The organism is Sphingopyxis sp. GW247-27LB, from assembly GCF_002277025.1.
Classification (GTDB): Bacteria; Pseudomonadota; Alphaproteobacteria; order Sphingomonadales; family Sphingomonadaceae; genus Sphingopyxis.
On sequence record NZ_NIWD01000016.1, the window covers coordinates 76,420 to 92,805 of the forward strand.

Sequence of the window (16,386 nt, forward strand, 5' to 3'; positions counted from 1 at the left end):
TTCGTTCAGCTCGCCGCCGGTTTCGGCTTGGCCTCTTCCGGGATGGCGGCCTCGTGCCCGTCGTCCTCGGTGCTCGGCTGGCGCACCGTCTGGACGACGAAGCCGCGCTTCCAAAGCAGCCACAGCAGGATCATGCCCGGCGCGGCGATGGCGACGGTAAACAACCAAAAGCCGACCCAGCCCAATGTCTCGGCGATATAGCCACCCGGCGCCGCGAGCCACGTTCGCCCGACCGCGGCGAAGGAGGACAGCAGCGCGAATTGCGTCGCCGTATAGGCGAGGCTCGACAGGCCCGACAGATAGGTGACGAAGACGGTGAGCCCGATCCCGCTGGTGAAATTCTCGGTCCCCACCGCCAGCGCGAGCATCAGCGGCGAGTGGCCGACCGACGCCAGGGCCGCGAACAGCAGGTTGCTGAACATCATCAGCAGGCCCGAAACGAGCAGCGCCCGCCCCATGCCGAGCCAGGCGATGAAAGGCGCGCCGCACGCCGACCCTATGATCAGCGCGACGAAGCCGACGCCCTTGTTGATCGCGACGAATTCGGTGTCGGTGAACCCCAGCTCGACGATCATCGGATTGAGCATTCCCTGCCCCATCGCATCGCCAACCTTGTAGATGAGCACGAAGAGCAGGATCAGGACCGCGCCGTGGCGTCCGAGAAATTCGCGGAACGGGCTGACCACCGTTTCATTAAGCCACGCGCCGAAACCCTGCGCGCCGCCGCGCGCCTGCGACGGATGGAAGCGTCCGGTGCCCGCGAAAAGCGCGCCGATGACCGCGGGCAGCACCGCGAGGCCGGTGAAGGCATAGGCGGCCGCCCAGCCGAGCCCGAACCCCTCGGGCGAAGCCAGCGCTATCGTGCCGACCCCCGCGATCAGATTACCGGTGCGATAGCCGAACTGGTTCATCGCCGTTCCGTGCGGCAGTTCGGCATCGCTCAATATCTCGATGCGGTAGGCGTCGATGACGATATCCTGCGTCGCCGAAAGGAAAGCGACGACGATCGCCCAGATCGCGAAGGGCGCCAGATGGTCGTTGGTCGGATTGCTCGCGCCCAATTGCCAGATCGCGACGACCAGCAGCGCCTGGATCACGAACAGCCAGCTTCGCCGCTGCCCGAACAGGCGGGTCAAAACGGGAATCGGCAACCGGTCGACCAGCGGCGCCCACAGGAATTTCAGCGTATAGGGTGTGGTCAGGCCGATCGCGAAGCCGATCGTCGATTTGTCGATGCCGACCTTCGAGAGCCAGAATGTCATCGTCGCGAGAAGCAAGGTCAGGGGGAAACCGCTCGATATACCGAGCAAAAAGGCGACGATCGGCATCGGCTTGCGATAGGGGGCGAAGGACGGGATCACATAGGCTAGGCCAATGATCGCCGCGATCACCGCCACCAGGATCAGGCTGTCGAGGCCAAGCTGCATCGTTCCTCCCTCGGCCGTCCCCATCGAACGGCTCTCCTCTGCATGACAACAGGCCTAAAGTCTCGCGAGCAAATTGGAAGCCGCTAATCGGCGGCCGGGCGTATCCAGCGCACCGCGCGCACCGCGCCGCCGTCGCGGTCCTGCAGCACCGCGGCCCAGCGATCGGCGCCTTTCCTGTGCGCGAGGCGTTCGGGGAATGGGGCGCGGCAGGCGAGCGATGGGTCGCATGGGGCGATCTCCTCGGCGAGGACGACGTTGGTGTAGCCGAGCGTACGCCCGCGATTCTCACCCTTGTCGACCTTGACCGCGGCCTTGTGCCGGATCGCGACGAAACGCAGCTCGACATTGGCGCGCGGGGCCGAGGCCACGACTTCGCCGCCCTTCTGCGCGAGCGTCGTCGTCCCGGCCTCGCGCTGCGCCGCGATCAGGCCGCGCAGCGCCGGGGCGTCGGTTCCGGCTGTCGCTGCCGCGCCGCCGACGACGGCCTCGGGCGTATAGGCGCCGCTGCCGGGAATGGCGCGCGCCGCATAGTCGCGCTGCAACCGGTCGTTGCCCCCGCGTGCCAGCGTGTCCTTCCACCCGAGTTCGTCCCAGCTCGTCACCGGGCGGCTCAGCGCCACCGCCGCGCCCGCCGCGTCGAGTTCGCCGAGCAGCCGGTCGGCGGGCGGGCAGGACGAGCAGCCCTGGCTCGTGAACAGCTCGACCAGCACCGGCCGCTGCGCCGTGCCCGGCGCATGGTTCGCGGTCGCGCTGATGTGCGAAAGGCCCAGAAGCAGCGCCGCCGCTGCGAGCAGCACGCCTCCGAGGCCGAGCAGGCTTTTCATCCCGTCATCTCCCGTCCGCCCCGTCGCAAGCGACGGATAGCATCGGGGGACCGGAAAAATCCAGAGCGGGGGCCTAGGCTGCCTCGGGCCGCCAATAGGTCTGCAGTCCGCTGACCTTGCGCGGCGCCTTGTTCTTGCAGATCATCGTCTCGATCGCGCGCAGCGCGCCGACGAGCGCCGCGGTGCTGTGCGGCTTGTTCAGGCAGGCGAGCGCGATGTCGGCGGCGTCCTCGGGGCATTGGCCGGTGACGAGCAGCACCGCGATGCCGCGGTCGCGCGCCAGCCGCGCCACCTCGCGTCCGCTCATATGCCCCGCAAGTCCCAGGTCGAGCACGATCGCGTCGACCGCCTCGGCCGCCATTACCGCCACTGCCGCCTCGCCCGAATCGACCGTCGCGACGACGGCGTAGCCGCTCTGCTGCAGCGTGTGCTCGTAATCGAACGCGACCAGCGGATCATCCTCGATGACCAGCAGCCGCTTGATGCACGACGGGCGAGACGCAAAGAGCATAGAAACTCCGTTCCACCGCGCCATGACGCGCTCCTGTCCGTCCTGCAATATCGCTTCTGCTTGCCATCGACGAAGCGACACTTTTCCGGCTATGAGCGTGATCACAACGCAACACTTTTCTCCCCGAAAAACGACAAGAAAGCGCTTCCGTTCCGATGACGACCCGTCGCCCGCCCCGATCCGCGTCCCGACCATCGCCCGACCGCGATGCCCCGAAGGGCCGCCGCGCCGCGCGCGTGGCGGCGCCGCGCAAGCCGAAGGCGGCCGAACCCGAGCGCGAGGAAGGGCCGCAGCGCATCGCCAAGCTGCTCGCGCGCGCCGGCGTCGGCTCGCGCCGCGACGTCGAGCGGATGATCGAGGAGGGCCGCATCGCGCTGAATGGCGAGGTCGTGGCCCAGCCCGCGCCGCTGCTGTCGTCACTCGACGGGCTGACCGTCGACGGCAATCCGGTCGCCAAACCCGTCTCGACCCGCCTCTACCGCTTCCACAAACCCTCGGGGTGCCTGACCGCCGCGCGCGATCCCAAGGGGCGCAAGACGATCTACGACATCCTGCCCAAGGGGCTGCCGCGCCTGATGCCGGTCGGGCGGCTCGACTATAATACCGAGGGGCTGCTGCTCCTCACCAATGATGGCGAGTTCAAGCGCCAGCTCGAACTGCCCGCGAGCGGGGTCGAGCGCACCTATCGCGCGCGCGCCTTTGGCGATATCAGCCAGACGCAGCTCGAGGACCTGGTCGAAGGCATCACCATCGATGGCGTCCGTTACGGCAAGATCGACGCCAATCTCGAACGCCGTACCGGGCGCAACCAGTGGATCGAGCTGACGCTGACCGAGGGAAAGAACCGCGAGGTGCGCCGCGTTCTCGAACATCTGGGGCTCCAGGTCAGCCGCCTGATCCGCACGCGCTACGGCCAGTTCACCGTCGGCGACCTCGCGGTCGGAGAGGTCGAGATCGTCCCGCGCGACGAATTGTTCCAGTTCCGGCGCCGGCTCGACAAATGAGGATCATCGCCGGCGAATGGCGCGGCCGCAAGCTGCTCGCGCCCAAAAACGACGCCACCCGCCCCACCGCCGACCGCACGCGCGAGACGCTCTTCTCGATGCTCGCGAGCCGCCTCGGCAGCTTCGAGGGACTCCATGTCGCCGATCTCTTCGCGGGGTCGGGCGCGCTCGGCATCGAGGCGCTGTCGCGCGGCGCCGCCCACTGCCTGTTCGGCGAGCAGGACCGCGATGCGCTCGATGCGCTGCGCAAGAATCTCGCCACCCTCGGCGCGGCGAACCGCGCCGACGTCCGTGCAGGTTCGGTCTTGGGTCTCGGTCCCGCGCCGCGCGCCTTCGACCTGCTGCTATTCGACGCCCCCTATGGCACCGGGGCGGGCAGCGTCGCGCTCGACAAGCTTAACCGGCTCGGTTGGGTCGGTCCCGAAAGCTGGGTCTCGATCGAGACGGCCGATAAGGAGGCGGTCGAGATCGCCGGTTTCGAAGTCGATGCCGAGCGCAAGGTCGGCAAGGCCCGGCTCACTCTGCTGCGGCGCGTCTAGAGTCGACTTCGACGAAACGCGTACCCGTCATTGCGACCTCGGCGAAAGCCGAGGGAAGCAATCTCCAGCTATCGCAATGCCCGAAAGGATGGCTGGGGATTGCTTCGTCGCTACGCTCCTCGCAATGACGGCTCTATACGCGACCGGACCAGCAACAACCCCAGCAGGCTCAGCAGCCCCGCCACCCCCAGATAGAGGCCGACGAAACTCGTCCCGCCCTGGTCGCTCAGCCATTGCGCGGCGATCGGCGCGCCGGCGCCGCCCAATATGCCGCCGACGTTGAACGCCACCGACGCCCCGGTATAGCGCACCCGCACCGGGAACAGCGCCGGCAGCCACACGCCGAGCGGGCCGTAGACCAGCCCCATCACGAACAGCGACGTCGACAGCCCCAGCGCGACGACGGGCCAGGACCCCGACGCCAGCGATGGCCCGAACAGGAAGCCAATCGCCACCGTCGCCGTGCAGCCCCAGCTCAGCACGCGCTGCGCGCTCGCGGCGTCGCTCCAATAGCCCGCCAGCACGATCCCCACCGCCATGAACAGGATCGCGCCGAGCTGGATCAGCAGGAATTGTTCCTTCGGATAGCCGAGCGCGGTCGTCCCGTGCGCGAGCGCGAAGCTGGTCGCGAGATAGAAGATCGCGAAGCAGGCGACGACCGCGAAGGTGCCCGCGAGCAGCGCCACGCCATGCTCGCGCAGCACCGCGCCCAGCGGCACACCGACCGGCGGCTCGCGCTCCATCGCCTCGGCAAAGGCGGGCGTTTCGTGGATCTTCAGCCGCACCCACAGCCCGAGCCCGACGAGCACCGCCGAGACCAGGAAGGGAATGCGCCATCCCCAGGCCGCGAACTCGGCATCGCTCAGCCACAGGCCGAGCAGCAGGAACAGCCCGTTCGCCGCGATGAAGCCGACCGGCGCGCCCAATTGCGGCGCCATGCCGAACCGCCCGCGCCATCCCGGCGGCGCATTCTCGACCGCGAGCAGAGCCGCGCCGCCCCACTCGCCGCCCAGCCCGAACCCCTGCCCGAAGCGCAGGGTGCACAGCAGCAGCGGCGCGATCCACCCCGCCATCGCATAGGTCGGCAGAAAGGCGATCAGCAGCGTCGATCCCCCCATCAGCATCAGCGAGGCGACGAGCGTCGACTTGCGCCCGATCCGGTCGCCGAAATGGCCGAAAACGACGGCGCCCACGGGCCGCGCGAAAAAGGCGAGGCCGAAGCTCATGAAGCTGAGCATCAGCTGCGCCGATTCGGACTCGGACGGAAAGAAGAGCGGCCCGAACACCAGCGCCGCGGCGGTGCCGTAGATATAGAAATCGTAGAATTCGACCGCGGTGCCGACGAGGCTCGCGACCAGGATGCGCCGGTGCGCGCGATAGGGTGCCAAATCCATGGGTGATCGCCCCTTCCCAACTGTTGTCGGCGCCGCTTTGGACGGATTGCCCGGCTTCGCGCAAGGCGGAATAGGCGTAGGGTGGGTTTGAGGTGGGAGAAGGGCTTGAGGCAAATGCGATCAGCTATCCCGGTGCTGAGAAGTCGCCACCGTGTCGAAGCGCGCCTCGCCGATTTCCAAGGCGTGACTCGAAGCGTAGCGATAGACAAGCACCGCAGCGATTGCCGTACCAAGCAAGATCAACCCCGGAACGATGAACCCCTGGCGACCTCCAGCGTCTCGCCAAAGAAAAAACGCTGCACCGACGCCACAAACGACCACTACAGCCGTACCGCTGCGCGCAGGGCTTGGGTCCTTATAGGCCTGCTTGTCACGAGGCGCCGTAGCGCACCATGCGATAAATGAAATCCACCATGCCAGTTGAACGTCGTAACGCACATCTTTCAATAGATCGACCGACGGCATGCGCGCAGCGATGTAAGAAATGAGTAGCCAAGCACCCGTTATCATCAGGAAAAGACTCTGAGCGACCGGTCTCCAGAACTGCCTGGTCCGCAAATTCTTCCAAAATGAGACTTTCATTGGCGCCTCTCCCGCGGTCATTCCCCGAACGACAGATGCACCATCTCGTCAACGTCCGCAATCCGGTCCAAAGTCGCCCACATCCTGCGCCCAACCCCATCATCGTCCCATCGCGCCGCGCTGGACAGCACGGCCGCCGTTCCCTAATCGTTCGCGCGTGAACAGCCTCCCCGCCTCGCCGCCCGACATCCCGCCGCCGGACCCCTCGGACCCGCCCTATCTGCAAGGATTGAACGGCCCGCAGCGGCAGGCGGTGCTGACGACCGAGGGGCCGGTGCTGATGCTCGCGGGGGCCGGAACCGGCAAGACCGCGGCGCTGACCGCGCGCCTCGCGCACATCATCGCGACGCGCCGCGCGTGGCCATCCGAAATCCTCGCCGTCACCTTCACCAACAAGGCGGCGCGCGAGATGCGCGAGCGCATCGGGCGGATGATCGGCGACGCGGTCGAGGGCATGCCGTGGCTCGGCACCTTCCACAGCATCGCCGCGAAGATGCTGCGCCGCCATGCCGAACTGGTGGGGCTGCAGAGCAATTTCACCATCCTCGACACCGACGACCAGCTTCGCGTCCTCAAGCAGCTGATCCAGGCCGAAGGACTCGACGAGAAGCGCTGGCCGGCGCGTCAGCTCGCGGGGCTGATCGACAAGTGGAAAAACCGCGGCCTCACCCCGCCCGACCTCGATGCGGCGGACAAGGAGGCCTATGCCGACGGCAAGGGGCAGCATTTCTACGCGCTCTATCAGGCGCGACTGAAGACTTTGAACGCCTGCGACTTCGGCGACCTGTTGCTCCATATGCTGGTGATATTGAAGACGCACCGCGACGTGCTCGAACACTATCAGCAGCGGTTCAAATATGTCCTCGTCGACGAATATCAGGACACCAACGCGAGCCAGTATCTCTGGCTCCGGCTACTTGCGCAGGCGCGCAAGAACATCTGCTGCGTCGGCGACGACGACCAGTCGATCTATTCGTGGCGCGGCGCCGAGGTCGCGAACATCCTGCGCTTCGAAAAGGATTTCCCCGGCGCGACGGTGATCCGCCTCGAACAGAATTACCGCTCGACCCCGCAGATCCTCGCCGCCGCATCGGCGCTGATCGCGCAGAACTCGGGTCGCCTCGGCAAGACGCTGTGGACCGAGCTCGACGAAGGCGACAAGGTTCGCGTCGTCGGCGTGTGGGACGGTCCCGAAGAAGCGCGGCGGATCGGCGAGGAACTGGAAAGTCTCCAGCGCAAGCGCGTCTCGCTCGACCACACCGCGATCCTCGTCCGCGCGCAGTTCCAGACGCGCGAATTCGAGGACCGTTTCATCGCGATCGGCATGCCCTACCGCATCGTCGGCGGTTTCCGCTTCTACGAGCGCGCCGAGATCCGCGATGCGCTCGCCTATCTGCGCCTCGTCCAGTCGGCAGCCGACGACCTCGCCTTCGAGCGCATCGTCAACGTCCCGAAGCGCGGGCTCGGCGACAAGGCGCTCGCGCGGATTCACCAGTTCGCGCGCCACGAGCGCGCGCCGCTGTTCCACGCCGCGGCGCGGATCACCGAGACCGACGAGCTTACACCCCAGGCGCGGCGCCAGCTCGCGAACTTCGTCGCGCAGATGCGCGGCTGGCAGGGCAAGGCGAGCGAGTTGCCGCACCCCGAGCTGACCCAGCTCATCCTCGACGAATCGGGCTATACCGCGATGCTCCAGGCCGACCGCAGCGCCGATGCCGCGGGGCGGCTCGAAAACCTGTCCGAACTCGTCCGCGCGATGGAGGAGTATGAGTCGCTCGAGGCGTTCCTCGAGCATGTCAGCCTCGTCATGGACCGCGACCAGAACGACGACAGCGAAACCGTCACCATCATGACGATCCATGCCGCCAAGGGGCTCGAATTCGACCATGTCTTCCTTGCCGGCTGGGAGGACGGGGTCTTCCCGTCGCAGCGGTCGATGGACGAGGGCGGCACCGCGAGCCTCGAAGAGGAACGCCGCCTCGCCTATGTCGCGATCACGCGGGCGCGGCAGCGCGCGAGCATCTATCACGCGGCGAATCGCCGTATCTATGGCCAGTGGATGAGCAGCATCCCGAGCCGCTTCATCGCCGAAATCCCGCCCGAGTTCGTCGACAGCGAAAACAGCTTCGGCGGCGGGCAGAGCCTGTGGCGCGCGAACTGGTCGGCGCAGGGGGATCCCTTCGCGCATGTCGCCGAGCGGAACCCGGCGCGCACGATGACGCGCGGCCCGGCATGGCAACGTGCGGTCGCCGGCTCCTCGACCATCACCCGCGCGCCCGCGCCCAGCGAAAAGGCACCCGCCGCCTCGGTCGGCGCCAAGCCGCGTGCCGACCTCGCGATCGGCATGCGCGTGTTCCACGAAAAGTTCGGTTATGGCGAAATCGTCGATATCGACGGCAACAAGCTGGAGGTCGAGTTCGAGCAGGCGGGCAGCAAGCGCGTACTCGACGGCTTCGTCCGGCTCGCCTGAATCCTATTGTCTACTATATAAGTTATGATATGCCGTCCCATGCGGCCAACGAGTCGCGTGTTGGGAGAGTCTTCATGAAATCCAAGCTCTTAGCGGGCGCGATGGCGCTCGCCCTGATCGGCTGCTCGGAACAGCGCGCCGACAATGCGACGTCGAGCGAGGCACCGGCGATGGCCGAGGTCGCCGCCGACGCGGCGGGCGGCCCCGACGTTGCGGTCACCGCGGCGCCCGGCGTCGCCTTCAACTACGCCTATGCTTTCCGCCTCGACGACCATCGCATCGCGAAGGTGCAGGAGGAGCATGCCGCCGCCTGCGAGGCGCTCGGCACCGCGCGCTGCCGCATCACCGGCATGACCTATCGGCTGGTCCGCGAGAATGCGGTCGAGGCGCGGCTGGAATTCAAGCTCGACCCCGCGATCGCGCGCAAGTTCGGCCGCGACGCGCTCGCCAGCGTCGAAAAGGCGGAGGGCGTGCTGGCGGAGGCGCGGATCAGCGGTGAGGACGTCGGGACGCAGATCAGCGATTCGCAGCGGCGGAGCGCCGACATCGGCGCGGAGATCGGGCGCCTCGAGGCGCGATTGAAGCAGGGCGGCCTCGGCGACCGCGAGCGCACCGAACTGCAGCAGCAGATCGCATCGCTGCGCGAGCGGCTCGACGGCGAGCGCGATACGCGCCGTTCGGGCGAGGCGATGCTCGCGACGACACCGATGGCCTTCGATTATGTCGGAACCGGCGGCCTTCCCGGCATCGGCTATGGCAATCCGTTCAGCGATGCGGCGAACATGCTGGTCCGCAGTGGGAGCCTGCTTCTCTCCTTCGTGCTCGTGGTCGGCGCCGCGGTGCTGCCGTGGGCGCTGCTCTTCGCGCTGCTGCTCTTCCTGTGGCGCACGGGACCGATGGCGCGGGTGCGCAGCTGGTTCGCAGGCCGCAGCAAGACGCCGACGCCGCCCGCGACATGACGACCGCGGCCGGGGACGGTGCAATCTGTCCCCGGTCGGCACGCTTCGGCGATGGAGGAGAAGGGTCGTGGTGGAGCCGAGGGGAATCGAACCCCTGACCTCTGCAGTGCGATTGCAGCGCTCTCCCATCTGAGCTACGGCCCCGCGACCGGCGGCCTCTTAACCAGCCAGCTTGACAGTGGCAACGGCTTTTCTGACCAAAGAGCCGTCCGCCGGACAAAAAGTGGGGGGTGAGACATATGGCGAGGGCCTGGCATCTGCTCAATCGTCCGCAAGGACTGCCGACGACCGACGATTTCGCGCTGCGCGAGCTACCCGACGCGCCGATCGAACGCGACCAGCTTCGCGTCCGCAATCGCTGGCTGTCGGTCGATCCCTATATGCGCGGGCGCATGAACGACGCGAAAAGCTATACCGCGAGCTTCCAGCTCGACCAGCCGATGACCGGCGGCGCGGTCGGCGAGGTGGTCGAAAGCCGGATGGACGGCTTCGCGCCCGGCGACCTGATCCTCCATATGGGCGGCTGGCGCGACGGCGGCATCATCGGGCTCGACATGTCGCCCTTCAAACTACCCGCCGAGGCGCTGGGTGCGGGGATGCCGCCGCAGACCTTCCTTCACAATATGGGCCTGACCGGCGGCACCGCCTGGATCGGCCTTTTGCGCATCGCGGCCGCCAAGCCCGGCGATACGGTGTTCGTGTCCGCCGCCGCGGGCGCGGTCGGATCGGCGGTGGTACAGATCGCCAAGGCGCGCGAGATGACCGTGATCGGATCGGCGGGCGGCGCCGAAAAATGCGCCTGGGTCAAGGAATTGGGCGCCGATGCTGTGGTCGATTACAAGACCGGCCCGGTGCTGGACGGGCTCGGCGACGCGCTTTCCGCGCTCGGCAAGCCGGGGATCGACGTCTATTTCGACAATGTCGGCGGCGAGCATCTCGACGCGGCCTTCTGGGCCGCCAATGATTTCGCGCGCTTCGCGATCTGCGGCATGATCGACGTCTACAACGACGGCAAGGCGCAGGCGATGAAGCACATCATCCGCGCGATTCCCGCACGCATCCGCATGGAAGGTTTCATCTACACCGACCAGTTCTTCGACTGCATGGAGGAATTCTACGCCGACATGGGCGGGCTGATCGCCAGCGGCGCGGTGACGATGCGCGAGACGGTGCACGACGGCCTCGAAGCGACGCCCGACGCGTTCCTCGGGCTGTTCGCGGGCACCAATATCGGAAAGATGCTGGTCCGGTTGTAGAATATGTCCGTCGCCCCCGCGAAGGCGGGGGCGACGGATTTTGTCAGCTTCCGAAACCCACCGACAGGAAGTCCGGCATCGGGCCGTTCCAGCCGTCGTCGGGGCCGTCATCGTCCTGCTGGCGGTGTCTGGCCGGCGCCGGTTTGCGATCGTCGGCCCTCTTCGCGGGCTTCGTCGCCGCCGGCTTCTCGGCCGCCTCAGCGCGCTTCGGCTTGCCGCGGCCGCCGCGTTCCGACTTCTCGCGGCGCGGCTCGCGCTCTTCGTCCTTCGCAGGCGCGGCTTCGGCCTTGCCCGCGTCGTGGATCGGAATCGTGTAGCCGGTCAGCTTCTGGATATTGTCGATCGCCTCGTCGTCCGACGGTGTGATCAGCGTGAACGCCCTGCCCTTGGCGCCCGCGCGGCCGGTGCGGCCGATGCGGTGGACATAGTCGTCGGGATGCCACGGCGCGTCGAAGTTGAAGACGTGGGTGACGCCCTTCACGTCGAGCCCGCGCGCCGCGACGTCGGAGGCGACGAGGATGTTGATGTCGCCCTTCTTGAACCGGTCGAGTTCGGCGATGCGGCTCGATTGATCCATGTCGCCGTGAATCTCGCCCGCGGCGTAGCGCGAACGCTGCAGCGATTTCGCGAGTTCGCGCACCGTCGTCTTGCGGTTGCAGAAGATGATCGCGGTGCTGACGTCCTCGGCGTCGAGCAGATCGCGCAGCGTCTCGCGCTTGCCGCGCTCGCTGGTCTTGACCAGGAACTGCTCGATATTCTCGTTGCGGCTCGCGGGGCGCGCAACCTCGATCGTCTTCGGGTTCGACAGGAACTTGTCGGCGAGCTTCTTGATCGGCGGCGGCATCGTCGCCGAGAAGAGCAACGTCTGCCGATTCGCGGGCAGCTTGGTGCAGATATTCTCGATATCGGGAATGAACCCCATGTCGAGCATCCGGTCGGCCTCGTCGATCACCAGCAGGTTGCAGCCGGTGAGCAATATCTTGCCGCGCTCGAACAGGTCCATCAGGCGCCCCGGCGTCGCGATGAGCACGTCGACGCCCTTTTCGAGCGCCTTGACCTGATCGCCCATCTGCACGCCGCCGATCAGCAGCGCCATCGAGAGCTTGTGATACTTGCCGTATTTCTCAAAGTTTTCCGCGACCTGCGCCGCGAGCTCGCGCGTCGGTTCGAGGATCAGCGAGCGCGGCATGCGTGCCCGCGCGCGTCCATGCGCGAGGATGTCGATCATCGGCAGCACGAAGGAGGCGGTCTTGCCCGTGCCCGTCTGGGCGATGCCGATCATGTCGCGCATCATCAGCACGGAGGGGATCGCCCCCGCCTGGATCGGCGTCGGTTCGTCATAGCCCGCTTCGGTGACGGCGCGCAAAAGTTCGTCGGAAAGGCCGAGGTCGGCAAATTTCATAGGGTCATCATGTCCGGAAAAAACGGGGCAGCACGGCGCCCACGTCAGCCGTTGCTGCCGCGGCCCTTGGGCAAAGCGCGACGAAAAGTCAAGGAAGGCGGTGAATTACCGCGTCAGTCGTCGTCGCGCGGCACCGCCACCATCAGGCGGAACTTGTCGATCTCGCACCGTGCGCCGCTGCGCGCGTGAATCTCGTCGCGATCCTCGCAAAGCCGCCCGTCCTTATTCCCCTTCATGTAGAAGCCGGCGTAGAAATCGAGCGCCTGGCAGCCGCGGTTGAGTTGCGCGCGGAGCCGCTGGTTCTGGCGGGTGATCAGGTCGATGCTGTCGCGCTGCACCGCCTGCATCCCCCGAATGTCGCGCATGGCAACGCATTTCGGGGCCTTCTTCTCCTTCCACACGATCGGCATATCGTCGCGCATCCGTGCTCGCGGCGCCGGGCTGGCGGAAAAATTGGTCAATGGGGTGCGCTTGGCGGGCACGCGGATGATGATCTGTTCCTCGATGATCACCTGCCAATAGCGAGCGACCGGCGGTTCGAGCGGCGGCGCGACGGCGACGAGCGGCGGGGGCGGCGGCGCGGGAATATCCGCATCGGCCGCGGGCGCCGCGGCGGCGAGCAGCAGGGCGGTCGCCGTCAACACGCGCGCAATGTCGCGCCTTTCGCGCCGATCCCGATAAAGCTGCTCACCCTTGGCTCCCAATGCCGGCTGGACGAAAAGATGCTATTCGTCCATCGCCCCCTTTAACGCCCGCGATTGAACAACAAATGAATTGCTTTCGGCGCCCGCTGTCAAGCCGGGCGTCACCCATCGGACCCGACGACCATGACCCAGCCCCCTTCCCCTCGCCTGCTCGACCGGCTGCAAAGCCTGCTCGGCCCCAAAGGTTTCAGCGACGATCCCGAGGTCATGGCGCCGTGGCTGACCGACTGGCGCGGCAAATATCACGGCCGGGCCGCTGCGATGCTGTCGCCCGCATCGACCGAAGAGGTCGCGGCGGTCGTGCGTCTGTGCGCCGAGGAAGGGGCCGCGCTCGTGCCGCAGGGCGGCAACAGCGGCATGGTCGGCGGCGCGACGCCCGATGCCAGCGGAGACCAGCTTCTGCTCAGCCTCCGGCGCCTGAGCCGCATCCGTTCGATCGACGAGACGGCGCGGCTTGCGGTCGTCGAAGCCGGGGTGATCCTCGAGACCTTCCACCACGCCGCTCTCGATCGCGGCCTGCGCTTTCCGCTGACGCTTGGCGGCAAGGGGTCGGCAACGATCGGCGGGCTCGTCTCGACCAACGCCGGCGGCACGCAGGTGCTGCGCCACGGCACGATGCGCGCGCTCGTCGCGGGGATCGAGGCGGTGCTTCCCGACGGCAGCATCTTCGACGGCCTCGCGCCGCTCAAGAAGGACAATCGCGGCTACGACCTCAAGCATCTGCTCTGCGGTGCCGAGGGGACGCTGGGCATCGTCACGGCCGCCTGCCTGCGGCTGGTGCCCGCGGCGACCGCGCGCGCGACGGTGTGGATCGGGCTCGAATCGCCCGACATGGCGCTGACGCTGCTCCGCCGCCTCGATGCCGCGCTGGACCGCCAGCTCGAAGGGTTCGAGATCATCCCGCATAGCTGCCTCGACGCGGTGCTGCGCCATATTCCGCAAACGCGCGCGCCGCTCGCCGCGAGCCATCGCTGGTATGCGCTGGTTGAACTCGCGGGGGACGGCGGTGAAGACCTCGACGCGGCGCTGGAGGCGCAGCTCGGCGAAGCGCTTGAGGCCGGCCTGATCGCCGATGTCGTGATCGCCAAGAACGATGCCGAGAGCGAAGCCTTCTGGCGTCTGCGCGATTCGATCTCGGAGGCCGAGCGCGCCGAAGGCCCCGCGCTCCAGCACGATATCAGCGTTCCGGTCGACGCGATGCCGCGCTTCATCGCCGAAAATCCCGCACGCCTCGCCGCCGCCTTCCCCGGCGCGCGCGCGCTGTCTTTCGGCCATCTCGGCGACGGCAATGTCCACCACCATGTCCAGCCGCCCGCCGACGTCGACGGCAAGGCCTGGCTTGCCACGCACGGCGAGGATCTCAGCCGCCTCGTCTATCGCCATGTCATCGAACTCGGCGGGTCGATTTCGGCCGAGCATGGCATCGGCCAGATGAAGCGCGACCTGCTCGCCGAACTCGACAGCCCGGCGCGGCTCGCGGCGCTGCGCGGGGTCAAGGCGGGGCTCGACCCCGCCGGGCTGTTCAATCCCGGCAAGCTGATCGACTGACGGGGGCGGGCAAAGCCGCATCGGCCCTTGCGTCGCGGCGCGCGGGCCAATAAGGCGCCCCATTGTCTTTTTTCGGGCCCGCGTCCGGGTCCCCGTTTCGGAGCTTCATCATGGCCACTGCGCCCGCCAACGCCAATCTGCCGCTTTTCTACAAGGACCTCGCGCCGCTTTCGAGCGTCGACCATGCCGATTTCCGGGCGCGCTCGATGGACAGCGCCGACTTCCTGATCAACCAGCATGCGGTGCCGCTGACGACCGACGAATTTTCGTCGGCGTGCCGCTTCTTCCCGATCGTCTTCTCGGCGGGCGACAATCCGGTTCCGCTCGCGCTGATGGGCATGAACGAAGGCATGAACACCTTCGTCGACGCCGAGGGCAAGCTGATCAATCCGGTCTATGTTCCCGCCTATATCCGCCGCTATCCCTTCCTTCTCGCGCGTCTGCGCCCGGATTCGGACGAGCTGTCGCTCTGTTTCGACCCGACCGCCGGCGCGATCGGCAAGTTCGACGAGGGCGACAAGCTGTTCGAGGACGGCCAGCCGACCGAGGCGACCAACGGCATCCTGGAATTCTGCAAGAATTTCGAGGAAGCGGGCCAGCGCACCGGCATGTTCATCGAGGAGCTGAAAAAGGCCGATCTTTTGATGGACGGCGAGGTCAGCATCACGCCCGAGGGCAGCAGCCAGCCCTATATCTATCGCGGTTTCCAGATGATCGACGAGGCCAAGCTGCGCGAACTGCGCGGTGATGTGCTGCGCAAGATGATGCAGAACGGCATGCTCGGCCTGGTCTTTGCGCACCTTTTCTCGTTGCAGCTGATGCGCGAAGTGTTTGCCGAACAGGTAAAAAGCGGCAAGATGCAGCTGGTGACGGAAGCCCCCACCGCCTGAGGAGACCGAGCATATGGCCACCACCGCAAGCGCCTTCGTCGGAACGACCACGGAACCGCGCTATACGAAGGTGGCCATCTGGCTCCATTGGCTGATCGGCCTCGCGGTGATCGCCAACATCTGCCTTGCGATGCTGACCGAAGGGATGCCGCGCGACGTGCACCGCGCCGCGATGGGCGTGCACAAGGCGCTCGGCATCACGATCCTCGCGCTCACGCTGGTGCGGATCGTCTGGCGGCTGCTGCACAAGGCGCCGCCGCTTCCCGCCGCTGTTCCGGCGTGGCAGCGTCCGCTCAGCAAGATCGTCCATTTCCTCTTCTACGCGCTGCTGGTCCTGCTGCCGCTGTCGGGGTGGGTCTGGATGTCGGCGGCGGATGCTCCGATCGATTTCTTCGGGCTGTTCACCGTGCCGTCGCTGGTCGCACCCGACAAGCCGCTCGCCGACGTGATGCACGAACGGCACGAGTTGCTGGGCCTCACGATGCTCGCGCTGGTCGTGATCCACATATTGGCGGCGCTGAAGCACCAGTTCGTCGACCGCTCGGGGGTCACGGCACGGATGAATCCCTTTTGATCGCGCCGCGCGGCGCGTCAGAAGTCCACCGCGAGACCCTTGAGTTCCCAGTCGCCATACCGCACCGGATTGCGTCCGCCAGGCTGCTCGGCGTCGGGTTCCTCCGCGAGCGGCTTCGGCGCCGGCACGGGGTCGTTGGACCAGTCGGCGGGCGCCCGGACATGCGCGGGACGCTTCGCGGCGCGCGGCGTGCCGCCGATGGTGGGTTCGCTCTGCTTGGTCATGGGCCGTCCCGAATGAGAATGAATGTCGAGAGTCAGATAATGTCTTTGCCCACCCACGCCAACCACCCGAAGCATGCG

16 protein-coding genes and 1 tRNA gene are annotated in these 16,386 nt (G+C 66.9%); 8 read left to right on the forward strand and 9 right to left on the reverse strand.

Annotated features, from left to right (window positions below; all coding sequences use genetic code 11):
- Positions 1–5: 5 nt before the first annotated feature.
- The 3 genes from CD928_RS21585 to CD928_RS21595 all read right to left on the reverse strand — a co-directional run bounded on the left by CD928_RS21585 (position 6) and on the right by CD928_RS21595 (position 2,762).
- Positions 6–1,427 (reverse strand): MFS transporter, encoded by a 1,422-nt coding sequence (locus tag CD928_RS21585; protein ID WP_095389212.1) that lies wholly within the window; start codon positions 1,425–1,427, stop codon positions 6–8.
- A gap of 83 nt (positions 1,428–1,510) precedes the next feature.
- The gene (locus tag CD928_RS21590) at positions 1,511–2,251 is read right to left on the reverse strand and encodes a DUF1223 domain-containing protein (protein WP_095389161.1); all 741 of its coding nucleotides are present in this window, start codon (positions 2,249–2,251) and stop codon (positions 1,511–1,513) included.
- A gap of 73 nt (positions 2,252–2,324) precedes the next feature.
- Positions 2,325–2,762 (reverse strand): response regulator, encoded by a 438-nt coding sequence (locus CD928_RS21595; protein WP_095389162.1) that lies wholly within the window; start codon positions 2,760–2,762, stop codon positions 2,325–2,327.
- A gap of 155 nt (positions 2,763–2,917) precedes the next feature.
- On the opposite strand from CD928_RS21595, the gene CD928_RS21600 reads away from it, so the two are divergent.
- The gene (locus CD928_RS21600; RefSeq protein WP_095389163.1) at positions 2,918–3,766 is read left to right on the forward strand and encodes a pseudouridine synthase; all 849 of its coding nucleotides are present in this window, start codon (positions 2,918–2,920) and stop codon (positions 3,764–3,766) included.
- A complete protein-coding gene (gene rsmD / locus CD928_RS21605; protein WP_095389164.1) occupies positions 3,763–4,305 on the forward strand; it encodes a 16S rRNA (guanine(966)-N(2))-methyltransferase RsmD in 543 nt (180 codons plus the stop codon). Before CD928_RS21600 ends, rsmD begins: the two co-directional genes overlap by 4 nt.
- A 110-nt stretch (positions 4,306–4,415) precedes the next feature.
- On the opposite strand, the gene CD928_RS21610 is transcribed toward rsmD, so the two are convergent.
- Positions 4,416–5,699 (reverse strand): MFS transporter, encoded by a 1,284-nt coding sequence (locus CD928_RS21610; protein WP_095389165.1) that lies wholly within the window; start codon positions 5,697–5,699, stop codon positions 4,416–4,418.
- Positions 5,700–5,819: 120 nt separating this feature from the next.
- Positions 5,820–6,281 carry a hypothetical protein gene (locus tag CD928_RS21615; protein WP_095389166.1) on the reverse strand — a complete coding sequence of 154 codons (462 nt, stop codon included), beginning with the start codon at positions 6,279–6,281 and terminating at the stop codon, positions 5,820–5,822.
- A gap of 157 nt (positions 6,282–6,438) precedes the next feature.
- Between CD928_RS21615 and CD928_RS21620 the strand changes: the two genes are divergently transcribed.
- On the forward strand, positions 6,439–8,751 hold the full coding sequence (locus CD928_RS21620) for an ATP-dependent helicase (protein WP_255247294.1): 2,313 nt from the start codon (positions 6,439–6,441) through the stop codon (positions 8,749–8,751).
- A gap of 74 nt (positions 8,752–8,825) precedes the next feature.
- Complete coding sequence (locus tag CD928_RS21625; protein ID WP_176473665.1) at positions 8,826–9,710, forward strand: DUF4349 domain-containing protein; 885 nt, start codon at positions 8,826–8,828, stop codon at positions 9,708–9,710.
- A gap of 68 nt (positions 9,711–9,778) precedes the next feature.
- Here CD928_RS21625 and CD928_RS21630 read toward each other — a convergent pair.
- Positions 9,779–9,854, reverse strand: a tRNA-Ala gene (locus CD928_RS21630).
- Between the two features lie 95 nt (positions 9,855–9,949).
- Between CD928_RS21630 and CD928_RS21635 the strand changes: the two genes are divergently transcribed.
- Positions 9,950–10,966 (forward strand): NADP-dependent oxidoreductase, encoded by a 1,017-nt coding sequence (locus CD928_RS21635; RefSeq protein ID WP_095389168.1) that lies wholly within the window; start codon positions 9,950–9,952, stop codon positions 10,964–10,966.
- Positions 10,967–11,009: 43 nt separating this feature from the next.
- Here the strand turns inward: CD928_RS21635 and CD928_RS21640 are convergent, their stop codons facing one another.
- Both CD928_RS21640 and CD928_RS21645 read right to left on the reverse strand, forming a co-directional pair.
- Complete coding sequence (locus CD928_RS21640; protein ID WP_095389169.1) at positions 11,010–12,368, reverse strand: DEAD/DEAH box helicase; 1,359 nt, start codon at positions 12,366–12,368, stop codon at positions 11,010–11,012.
- Positions 12,369–12,481: 113 nt separating this feature from the next.
- Positions 12,482–13,012: a hypothetical protein gene (locus CD928_RS21645; protein WP_095389217.1), complete on the reverse strand. Its 531-nt coding sequence runs from the start codon at positions 13,010–13,012 to the stop codon at positions 12,482–12,484.
- Between the two features lie 183 nt (positions 13,013–13,195).
- Here CD928_RS21645 and CD928_RS21650 point away from each other — a divergent pair, with 183 nt between their 5' ends.
- The 3 genes from CD928_RS21650 (at position 13,196) to CD928_RS21660 (ending at position 16,084) form a co-directional block, all read left to right on the forward strand.
- Positions 13,196–14,620 (forward strand): FAD-binding oxidoreductase, encoded by a 1,425-nt coding sequence (locus tag CD928_RS21650; RefSeq protein ID WP_095389170.1) that lies wholly within the window; start codon positions 13,196–13,198, stop codon positions 14,618–14,620.
- A 110-nt stretch (positions 14,621–14,730) separates the two neighbouring features.
- Positions 14,731–15,510 carry a SapC family protein gene (locus tag CD928_RS21655; RefSeq protein ID WP_095389171.1) on the forward strand — a complete coding sequence of 260 codons (780 nt, stop codon included), beginning with the start codon at positions 14,731–14,733 and terminating at the stop codon, positions 15,508–15,510.
- 13 nt (positions 15,511–15,523) lie between these two features.
- Complete coding sequence (locus CD928_RS21660; protein ID WP_095389172.1) at positions 15,524–16,084, forward strand: cytochrome b; 561 nt, start codon at positions 15,524–15,526, stop codon at positions 16,082–16,084.
- 17 nt (positions 16,085–16,101) lie between these two features.
- Here the strand turns inward: CD928_RS21660 and CD928_RS21665 are convergent, their stop codons facing one another.
- On the reverse strand, positions 16,102–16,308 hold the full coding sequence (locus tag CD928_RS21665; RefSeq protein WP_095389220.1) for a DUF1674 domain-containing protein: 207 nt from the start codon (positions 16,306–16,308) through the stop codon (positions 16,102–16,104).
- Between the last annotated feature and the right edge of the window lie 78 nt (positions 16,309–16,386).